General features: G+C 68.3%; 5 protein-coding genes and 1 pseudogene. 2 read left to right on the top strand and 4 right to left on the bottom strand.

Annotation, left to right across the window (positions count from 1 at the left end):
- Nucleotides 1-573: 573 nt before the first annotated feature.
- Nucleotides 574-4,158, bottom strand: a complete 3,585-nt coding sequence (gene metH, locus ABDW21_RS13705) for a methionine synthase (protein ID WP_343602907.1) — start codon at nt 4,156-4,158, stop codon at nt 574-576.
- 138 nt (nt 4,159-4,296) lie between these two features.
- Here metH and ABDW21_RS13700 point away from each other — a divergent pair, with 138 nt between their 5' ends.
- The gene (locus tag ABDW21_RS13700; protein ID WP_343602905.1) at nt 4,297-5,175 is read left to right on the top strand and encodes a PAC2 family protein; all 879 of its coding nucleotides are present in this window, start codon (nt 4,297-4,299) and stop codon (nt 5,173-5,175) included.
- Nucleotides 5,176-5,235: 60 nt separating this feature from the next.
- Here ABDW21_RS13700 and ABDW21_RS13695 read toward each other — a convergent pair whose 3' ends face one another.
- Together ABDW21_RS13695 and ABDW21_RS13690 are read right to left on the bottom strand one after the other, a co-directional pair.
- Nucleotides 5,236-5,577 (bottom strand): alkaline phosphatase family protein, encoded by a 342-nt coding sequence (locus ABDW21_RS13695; RefSeq protein ID WP_343710576.1) that lies wholly within the window; start codon nt 5,575-5,577, stop codon nt 5,236-5,238.
- Between the two features lie 205 nt (nt 5,578-5,782).
- Nucleotides 5,783-8,902 carry a PecA family PE domain-processing aspartic protease gene (locus ABDW21_RS13690; RefSeq protein ID WP_343710575.1) on the bottom strand — a complete coding sequence of 1,040 codons (3,120 nt, stop codon included), beginning with the start codon at nt 8,900-8,902 and terminating at the stop codon, nt 5,783-5,785.
- A 460-nt stretch (nt 8,903-9,362) separates the two neighbouring features.
- On the opposite strand from ABDW21_RS13690, the gene ABDW21_RS13685 reads away from it, so the two are divergent.
- Complete coding sequence (locus ABDW21_RS13685; protein ID WP_343710574.1) at nt 9,363-9,803, top strand: hypothetical protein; 441 nt, start codon at nt 9,363-9,365, stop codon at nt 9,801-9,803.
- A gap of 250 nt (nt 9,804-10,053) precedes the next feature.
- On the opposite strand, the pseudogene ABDW21_RS13680 reads toward ABDW21_RS13685, so the two are convergent.
- Nucleotides 10,054-10,532 (bottom strand): annotated as a pseudogene (locus ABDW21_RS13680) (class I SAM-dependent methyltransferase); the annotation flags it as partial.
- Nucleotides 10,533-10,537 lie beyond the last annotated feature (5 nt).

Raw genomic sequence — 10,537 nt, 5'->3', positions numbered from 1 at the left:
GCTGTGAGCCGGGCACCTCGGGTGCCGACCGGCGCAGAGACACCTGTGGCAGTTGTGACCAACGCGACGTGACCGCCCCACGGTGTGCACCAATTCGAGCCAAGTCGGGACTGAGACAAATCTCATCCGCGGCCTGCTGACGCGCGTTGGTAGGCTCCGCTGGCGAAGGTCTTTTCGCACCTCGACGAGTCGTTGCCGCAGTTCGCGCACCTGCGACACAACGGCCGTATCACCGTCATGTTCTGCTCGTTTGCCCCAAACTCACGAATTCTGCGCCTGTTCGGGACAGGGCGAGTCGTACGCTCCGACGATGCTCACTTCCACACTCTTAGAAAGTATTTCGGACTTCACCATCAAGGTATTCGCGCCGTCATCGTCATCTACGTCGAGCGGATCGCCGACGCCTGCGGATTCTCGGTGCCTTACTACGAACTCATCGACGAACGGCCGGTGCTCGACGCGTATCACGCGCAGGAAACCTGGACGCCGATCGTCCCCTGCCGTCGTCGATCGAACGCTGAGCCACGCGGAGCATCCGGCGTCCCGGCGCCGTGCCGGCACGGTGCTTGCCACTCACACGTTGAAGTACTTGGCTTCCGGGTGGTGCAGCACGAAGGCGTCGGTGGACTGCTCCGGGTGCAGCTGCAGCTCGTCCGAAAGTGTTACCCCGATGCGCTCCGGCTCTAGCAGCACCATCGTCTTGGCGCGGTCCTCCAGGTTGGGGCAGGCGCCGTAGCCGAATGCAAACCGGGCGCCGCGGTAGCCCAGCGCGAAGTAGTCTTCGACGGCCTCGGGATCCTCCGCCGACATCGCCCGGTCGCCGGAGAACCGCAGCTCCTCGCGGATCCGCCGGTGCCAGTACTCGGCCAGCGCCTCGGTGAGCTGCACACCGATGCCGTGCACCTCCAGGTAGTCGCGGTAGGAGTCCGATGCGAACAGGTCGTTGGCGAAGTCGGCGATCGGGTTGCCCATCGTCACCAGCTGGAACGGCAGCACGTCCACCTCGCCGCGCTCGGCGGCCAGCGCCCGCGACCGGATGAAGTCGGCGATGCACAAGAAGCGGCCGCGCTGCTGGCGCGGGAAGGTGAACCGGAACCGTTCCGCGGCATCGGGTTTCGGCTCGGCGAGCAGTACGACGTCGTTGCCCTCGGAGACCGCCGGGAAGTAGCCGTAGACGACGGCGGCGTGGGCGAGCACACCGTCGGTGGACAGCCGGTCCAGCCAGTACCGCAGCCTAGGGCGGCCCTCGGTATCCACCAGGTCCTGGTAGGACGGCCCTTCGCCGCCCCGGGCCCCGCGCAGACCCCACTGGCCCAGGAAAAGCGCCCGCTCGTCGAGCATTCCAGCGTAGTCGGCCACCGCCAGACCCTTGACGATCCGCGATCCCCAGAACGGCGGCACAGGAACCTCGACGTCGGCGGCCACGTCGGAGCGCTCCGGCACCTCGACCGGCGTCTGGTTCGCCTTGCGCTCGGCCGCAATACGTTTCGACCGCTCATGCCGCGCCTTGCGCTCGGCCACCTTCTCCCGGGCGGCGACGGCCTCCGCGTTGTCGGTGTCGAACCCCTCGCCGCGTTTGGCGCTCATGATGGTGTCCATCAGCTTCAGGCCCTCGAAAGCGTCTCGGGCGTAATGCACTTCGCCGTCGTAGATCTCGGCGAGGTCGTTCTCCACGTAGCTGCGGGTCAGCGCCGCGCCGCCGAGCAGCACCGGGAACTTGCCGGCGACCCCGCGGGTGTTCATCTCCTGCAGGTTCTCTTTCATCACCACGGTCGACTTCACCAGCAGGCCCGACATCCCCACGACGTCGGCGCTCTTTTCCTGCGCCGCGTCCAGGATGGTGGAGATCGGTTGTTTGATGCCGAGGTTGACCACCTCGTAGCCGTTGTTGGAGAGGATTATGTCGACCAGGTTCTTGCCGATGTCGTGCACGTCGCCCTTGACGGTGGCCAGCACGATGCGGCCCTTCCCGGCTGAATTTTCTGGGTCGTCGGAGCGCTCCATGTGCGGTTCCAGATAGGCCACAGCGGCTTTCATCACCTCGGCCGACTGCAGCACGAACGGCAGCTGCATCTGCCCGGAGCCGAACAGCTCACCGACGGTCTTCATGCCGGCCAGCAGGTTCTCGTTGATGATCGCCAGCGGCGGCTTCTGCGTCATCGCCTCGTCGAGATCGGTCTCCAGGCCGTTGCGCTCGCCGTCGACGATGCGCTGCGCCAACCGCTCCAGCAGCGGCAGCTTGGCCAGCTCGGCGGCGCGGGACTCCTTCGACGACGCCGCCGACACGCCCTCGAACATGGCCATCAGCTCTTGCAGCGGGTCGTAGCCGTCGCGGCGGCGGTCGTAGACCAAGTCGAGCGCGGTCTGACGCTGTTGGTCGGGGATGCGGTTCATCGGAACGATTTTCGAGGCGTGCACGATCGCCGAGTCCAGGCCCGCCTCCTGGCACTCGTGCAGGAACACGGAGTTGAGCACCTGGCGCGCAGCGGGATTGAGGCCGAACGAGATGTTGGACAAGCCCAGCGTGGTCTGCACGTTCGGGTGGCGCTTCTTCAGTAGGCGGATCGCCTCGATGGTCTCGATACCGTCTTTGCGTGACTCCTCCTGACCGGTGGCGATGGTGAACGTCAACGTGTCGATCAGGATCGACGACTCGTCGACGCCCCAGTTGTCGGTGATGTCGGCGATCAGCCGCTCGGCGATCGCGACTTTCTTCTCGGCGGTGCGGGCCTGGCCGTCCTCGTCGATGGTCAGCGCCACCACCGCCGCGCCGTGCTCGGCGACCAACTCCATGGTCTTGACGAACCGCGACTCCGGCCCGTCGCCGTCCTCGTAGTTGACCGAGTTGATCGTGCACCGCCCACCCAGATGCTCCAAACCTGCTTGCAGCACCGGGGTTTCGGTGGAGTCCAGCATGATCGGCAGCGTCGAGGCGGTGGCCAGCCGACTGGCCAGCGCCGCCATGTCGGCCACCCCGTCGCGTCCGACGTAGTCCACGCACAGGTCCAGCAGGTGCGCGCCGTCACGAGTCTGGTCCTTGGCGATGTCCAGGCAATTCTGGTAGTCCTCGGCGATCATCGCCTCACGAAAAGCTTTGGAGCCGTTGGCGTTCGTCCGCTCCCCGATCATCAGCACGGTGGCGTCCTGGGCGAACGGGACGGCGGTGTACAGCGACGACACCGACGGCTCGTAGCTCACCTGCCGCTCGGGCCGTGTCACGCCGGCGACGGCGGCGGCGACCTGGCGGATGTGCTCAGGCGTGGTGCCGCAGCAGCCGCCCACCAGCGCCAGGCCGAACTCAGCGATGAACCCGGACAGCGCCGCGGCAAGTTCGTCGGGCCGCAGCGGGTATTCGGCACCGTGCGCGCCCAGCACCGGCAGCCCGGCATTGGGCATCACCGACACCGGGATGCGGGCATGCCGGGACAGATGCCGAAGATGCTCGCTCATCTCGGCCGGCCCGGTCGCGCAGTTCAGTCCGATCATGTCCACACCCAGCGGCTCGATCGCGGTCAACGCCGCGCCGATCTCGCTGCCCAGCAGCATGGTTCCCGTCGTCTCCACGGTGACGTGGGTGATCACCGGGATGCGCCGGCCGGTCTGCGCCATCGCCCGGCGCGAGCCCAGCGCGGCCGCCTTGAGCTGCAGCAGGTCCTGGCAGGTCTCCACCAGGATGGCGTCGGCGCCGGCGTCGAGCATGCCCAGCGCGGCCTCCGCATAAGCGTCGCGGATCAGGGCGTACTCGGTGTGACCCAGCGTCGGCAGCTTGGTGCCCGGGCCCATCGACCCCAGCACGTAGCGTTTGCGGTCGGGGGTGGACAGCTCGTCGGCCACCCTTCGCGCGATCGCGGTGCCTTTTTCGGAGAGGTCGCGGATGCGGTCGGCGATGTCGTAGTCGCCCAGGTTGGACAGGTTGCAGCCGAAGGTGTTGGTCTCCACCGCGTCGGCGCCGGCCTCGAAGTAGGCCCGGTGGATGGCCTCCAGCACGTCGGGGCGGGTGTCGTTGAGAATCTCGTTGCAGCCCTCCAGCCCGCGGAAGTCGTCGAGGGTCAGATCCGCGGCCTGCAGCTGGGTGCCCATCGCGCCGTCGCCGACCATGACACGCTGCGAGAGGCTGTCCAACAGATCGGTGTCGTAGGCATGATCTCGGGCGAACATCACCCCGACACCATAGTCGGTCCGCCCGCATGTCCCGGTTGCTGCGCTCGCGGCCGGGGCTGCCGGTCGAGTGCCCGGCTGACGCGCGGACCTGCGCGGTCTGCCTCGTCGCCGGGCGCAACGCCGTAGTCTGATGCTGTGACCTTGCCGGATCGCACCTGCGCCCTCCCCGATCTGCACAACACCGTCGTCGTGGCGGCGTTCGAGGGCTGGAACGACGCCGGTGACGCGGCCAGCGACGCCCTGGAACACCTGGACGCCATCTGGGAGGCCGATCCGATCGTCGAGATCGACGACGAGGCCTACTACGACTACCAGGTGAACCGGCCGGTGATCCGCCAGGTCGACGGTGTCACGCGGGAGCTGGTGTGGCCGGCGATGCGGATTTCGCACTGCCGCCCGCCTGGTGCCGACCGCGACGTCGTGTTGATGAACGGCGTGGAGCCCAACATGCGGTGGCGCACGTTCTGCGCCGAGCTGCTGGCCATCGCCGACAAGCTCAACGTCGACACCGTCGTCATCCTGGGGGCGCTGCTGGCCGACACGCCGCACACCCGGCCGGTGCCGGTGTCCGGCGCGGCCTACTCACCGGACGCGGCGCGGCGTTTCGGCCTGACCGAAACCCGCTACGAGGGCCCGACCGGCATTGCCGGCGTGTTCCAGGACGCCTGCGTGGCCGCCGGGATCCCGGCGGTGACGTTCTGGGCGGCGGTGCCGCACTACGTCTCGCAGCCACCCAACCCGAAGGCCACGGTGGCGCTGCTGCGCCGGGTCGAGGACGTGCTCGACATCGAGGTGCCGCTGGGGGATCTGCCCGCGCAGGCCGAGGAGTGGGAGCAGGCCGTCACCGAGATGACCGCCGAGGACGACGAGATCGCCGAGTACGTGTCCGCGCTCGAGCAGCGTGGCGACGCCGAGGTCGACCTGCACGAGGCGGTCGGCAAAATCGACGGCGACGCGCTGGCCGCGGAGTTCGAGCGTTACTTGCGCCGGCGGCGTCCCGGCCGCGGGCGCTAGCGTCTCCGGTCACCCGAGCCACGCCACTGGCTCGATCCCTTGGGCCGCAACCGATCAGAACTACGGCCAGTATTCGTTCATGGGCTGGGCGAATCGGTCGTTGTTGGTCAGCCGGGGAAGGCCGAGGGCGTCTTCGATGCGCAGCAGGCTGTAGTGGTTGTTGTAGTTGACCGCATCGATGAGGCCTTGGCGCACCCCGGAGTTCCGTGACGGGATGACGATCATCGGGACGTGGTTTCCCTCGTTGCCGATGCCCGCATACAGATTGTCGGAGTCCTCGTCCCACGTGATGAAGATGGCGGTGCGCTGCGTCTGGAACGCGGGTGAGTCTAGGATCGTGGGCAGCGTGTCCGCGAGGAACTGGTCGCCGGCGCGGATGTTGCGTTTACCTCGATCCTTCACCGAATTGAGTCGTGTCGGGTGTCGTGAACGCGAAAGGTGCACTGCCTCAACGATATTCGATGTTACGACGATCGGATTATCGAGGCGCGGAGAACATCTTTTTTGCTCTATTGCCATGAATGTGGGTCGGGTGGGGTGGGGTGTGCTATGTACCACACGTGAGGTCATCCGCATTCATGGCAATAGAGCCAAATTTTGAGGCCGACTAATAATCAAAGGTTGTCGTCCCGAAACCGCTGGGGCTTTCCCCGATGTACACCGGTCCGAGGTTGAAGGGCGTATCCCCGGTGCTGGTGAAGTCTCCCGTGGTAACTATTGGCCCGTTCGTCGCGGTTGTCGTGTAGGAGTACAGCAACGTCTGATCGTTGCTGGCGAAGAACGAGATTTGTGTTCCGGCCGGCACGGTCCCGGAGGTCTGACCGGTGTCTAGTATCGATGACGGGATCGCCCCGTATGCACCACCGGAATCGATGAAAACGGAGGACACAGGAATCAAAGGCCCGTTGTTGACCCGCACGTCCAGGGAGGCAATCGGCGCACCAGCAACCGAGACACGACCCGGTAACGGGTTGGGACCGAACTCCAACGCGCCCTTGGATTCGTTGATGAGTGCGCCCTGATTGAGGGTATCCGGCAAAGCCGTGATCACAGTACTGGTGCCCGGGTAACCATCATTGGGCCCAACACCCAAAACGCCATCTACGGGAACACTACCCAAGTAGTCCCTGAAAGATACTGCTGACGTCGTAGTCAGGAGGTCAACGGCGGTCGGGGCAGTGTCGAGTCCATTCCCGAAATCCACCGTCGTGTCATACGTGTCGTAGTTAAGCACGGGCGAGCTGCCATAAACGAACGAACCCGAGAAGACCTCGGAGCCCAGCGGGGTTTCTGCTCCTACGTATTGGGGTTCGATAACAAGACCGGTGGATCCGGTGTCAATCAGCACGGGTACCATCGGTCCGCCGTTCACCGAGACGTCTGCTATCGGGAAAGGACCATATGTCGTCAGCGTGACGGTTTCGTTCTGCAAGGCCGGGGTGCCGTTAGTACCGCCGGGGGCGCCGACGCCGCCGGCGCCGTTGATCCCCGCCGATCCGACCGGGCCGCCGCTGCCGCCAACACCACCGTTGCCGCCGTCACCGCCACTGGCTACGGTGCCGCCATCGGCGGCGCCCGCGTTACCACCGTTGCCGCCAGTGCCCCCGTCACCGCCGTGCGCGTCGGAACCGGCGTATGCGGCGCTGCCGCCGTCACCGGCGTCGCCACCATTGCCCCCTTGACCGGCGTGGCCACTGAAGCCACCGCGGGCACCGATTCCGCCTGCGCCTCCGTCGCCCGCGGCGCCGCCGGCACCCCCAGTGCCGCCGTTTCCGCCGTTCATGCCTTGTCCGAAGCCGCCGGTGCCGCCGCCGCCGGTGCCCCCGCTGCCGCCTTGGCCGCCGGTGCCGCCGGTACCGCCGACGAAGCCGATGGCGCCTTGCCCGCCGGCACCGCCGTTTCCGGCGGCACCGCCGGTGCCGCCGGCACCGCCCGTCCCTACGACACCTGGGCCGTCGATCCCGGGCCTGTCGTAGTAGCCGTCGCCGGGTGCGCCGCCGCCGCCGGCCGCCCCGCCGTTGCCGCCGTCACCGCCGTTGGCGCCGGCGCTGTCGGCACCGGCGGCTCCGTCGCCGCCGTCGCCGCCGGAGCCGCCGGTGCCGCCTGGACCGCCATCGCCGTTGGACCCGTAGAAGCCGAAGCCTGATTGGCTAGCCCCGCCGCCTTGGCCGCCTTGGCCGCCGGCGCCGCCATCCCCGCCGGCGAAGCCGGGGGCGTCGCCAGTCGCGCCGTTGGCGCCGGTCCCGCCGCCGCCGCCATCGCCGCCGGCACCGCCGTTGCCGCCGCTGCCGAAGAACACGTTGTTGGCCAAGTTGTCAGGGCCCTGGCCGGGGCTTCCGCCGGCGCCGCCGTTACCGCCCTTGCCGCCGGTGCCGCCCCCGGTCGCGGGGCCGCCGTCACCGCCGTCACCGCCGCCGCCGCCGTGCCCGCCGTCACCGCCGTCGCCGCCGCTGGCCGAGCTGCCTCCCTCGCCGCCGATGCCTCCGTCACCGCCTTTTCCACCGGATCCGGCGCCGCCGGCCGCCCCTTGGGTGGAACCCATACCGCCGGCGCCGGCATTGCCCCCGGCACCCCCGGCACCGCCGGTCCCGCCCACACCGCCGGGCACTCCCGAGTTACCGCTGTTGTCGGTGCCGGCGCCGCCCTGGCCGCCGTTGCCGCCTGGAGCGCCGTTGCCGCCGTGCCCGCCCGGGCCCTGGCTGCCGCCGGGCCCACCCGACCCGCCGTCGCCCCCGGCCCCGCCGTCGCCACCGACCCCGCCCTGGCCGCCTTGTCCACCGCTGTCGCCATTGGCCGCTCCCGCCGCGCCCGCTGCACCGTTGCCGCCCTCCCCGCCGTTGCCGCCAAGCCCGCCGGCACCGCCATTGCCGAACAACCCGCCGGTACCGCCCTTACCGCCGGCCCCGCCGTCACCACCGACCCAGCCGTCACCACCGGTTTGCCCGGTGCCGCCGGCGGTGGCGCCTGAGGTGGTGGCGTGAGCGACCGGAGCACCATTAGCCCCGTTGCCGCCGGTCCCGCCGGCACCACCGTTACCGAAATTCCCTCCGTTGCCGCCGGGCCCGCCGGCACCGCCGTCGACCACGTGCCCATCGCTATTGAGGTAGCCGGCCCCGCCGTCACCGCCCTCACCGCCGTTGCCCCCCATCTCCCCGCCGTTGCCGCCGGCCCCGCCGTCGGCGCCCAGCCCGCCGGCGCCGCCGTCACCGCCGTTGCCGATGCCGCCGGCGTCCCCGCCGGCACCACCGGACACCCCGGCCTCGGTGCTGCTCCAACCCGTCCCGCCATCACCGAAGAACAGCCCCCCGTCCCCGCCGGTGGGGGCGGCCTCGGTTCCCGACGAGCCGTTGCAAATCAGGCCGCAAAAACCCGTCGTCAAGGGCGAAAACAGCTCGTTGAGCACCTTGTCGACATCCGTGCCCAACGGGCTGGCGATCCAGGTTTCCAAGGCCGTGTGCAGCGGCAGGTAGAAATCGCTGTGAAACGCCTCAGCCACCGCGTTGCCGCCGGGCACAGAAGCGCCGGCGCCCCCCAAGCCGAGATCGCTCATCACAGCGCCCACATCCACCCCCCCGGTCGGATCCACCGCACCGGCCGCCGAACCAGGATCGACCGCGCCGACCACCAGGCTGGGGGCGATCAAATCGATGACGTTGAACAGCACGTCGTCGATGATGTCGGCGTGAGCGGGCGGTACGGCGGCCAACGGGCTCAACCACAACGCCACAAACGCCCCAGCCCCCGCAGACGGGCCGATCACCCGGCGGCGCCGACAAGCCCCGGCGGTCCGTGATCGACGACTCCGCTTGCCGCCGTGCCGACCGATCATCCCACCTCGATCTTTCACCGAATTGAGTTGTGTCGGGTGTCGTGAACGCGAAAGGTGCACTGCCTCAACGATATTCGATGTTACAACGATCGGATTATCGAGGCGCGGAGAACATCTTTCAAATCTAGGCTACTACGGATTGGGCCTGCGGTCTGCGGATTGAGGTGCGTGGTGACGACGTGGCCGGGCACGCCGGGAACGCGATCCCACGCATGCTGGCTGATGCGACCGGTCTAACCAACTTTGTGTCAGCGGCGGTGTCCCCGCCCTGAGGTCTTGCATGATTGTCTGTCGGCGGGGCGCGCAAAACCGGGCCGGGACCGCGGCGCCGCGCAACCAGCACCGGCTGGTCGGTGCTGTGGCGTCGGTGCCGACGATGCGGCGATCACCGGGCGAGATCGACCAGGCGGCGCTCATCGAGGTGAGGGCGGCGCGTAACAGCGCCCGCCACGGCACGATCCCGGCGTCACGCACCTGTTACGGCGACCTTGATGAGCAGATCGTGATCCGCATCGAGTCGGCTCACAAGACGTGGGCCGCCCAGGAGCAATCCATGCCCAGCCCCTGTTTCACCGGATCCGCCGGTGCCGACAGCCCCGACGAACTACCCTCGCTCGCCTCTCACGACATCGTGTCCGACACCGCCCGCTGCCAGGCACACGTGTTGCCGCTGACGCAGCTGGCCACCGATGTGTCGTCAGCCAACTCGCGCGTCATCAACCTCAAAATTTCAGATTTCACGGTGATCCGAGTTCTGCTCTGCCGGCTGCTGAGATCGCGGGTTGATCTTGATTTTTGACTTCGTGGTAGGCGACGTCGCCGCGTATCGTGCGGTGACGCCGGGTTCCTTGGTCCCGGGGTGGGTTGCTCCTTTCTTGGGGTCCATTGGACACGGGCCCGCAGGGGCAGAGTACAGCGGGGATGCGGTTGACGGCGGCGGCGAATTCTTTTGCCCAGGGCCAGGTTTAGGGGATCCGTAGGATCGGGTAGCGGGATCGTTTGCCCGAGCGAGCCGCGGCGTGCAGCAGGCGGTAGCGCAGCGTGGCGGGCTCGTACTCGGGCCCGGCGCTGAACCCGATCACCGCCCGACCGTCCCCGCCGAGGTGGGCACGCACCCGGCTCAGCACCTGCACGCGGGTGCTCGGGGCAAGAAAGGTCATGACGTTGCCGGCCAATACGATGACGTCGAACGGCTCGCTGATGCGGCGCGCGGGCAGGTCCAGCTCGGCGAGGTCGCCGACGAGCCAGCGCGGCCCGGGATGATCCTGCTCGGCCGCCTCGATGAGCACCGCGTCGACGTCCACACCGACCACCTGGTGACCGGCCGCGGCCAGATACCCGCCCAACCGGCCGGAGCCGCAGCCGGCGTCGAGGATGCGGGCGCCGCGCGGCACCATCGCGTCCACCAGGCGAGCCTCGCCGGCCAGGTCGTCACCCGCGCGCGCGCCATGGAACGGAAGCCCTCGATGTACCAGTGCGAATGCCCGGGATCGGCCGCGACCTTTTGTATCCATGTGCTTGTATCCATGTGCT

It is taken from the genome of Mycobacterium sp. (assembly GCF_039583805.1).
In the GTDB taxonomy this organism is placed as follows: Bacteria; Actinomycetota; Actinomycetes; order Mycobacteriales; family Mycobacteriaceae; genus Mycobacterium.
This window is presented reverse-complemented; position numbering and strand designations above follow the sequence as displayed.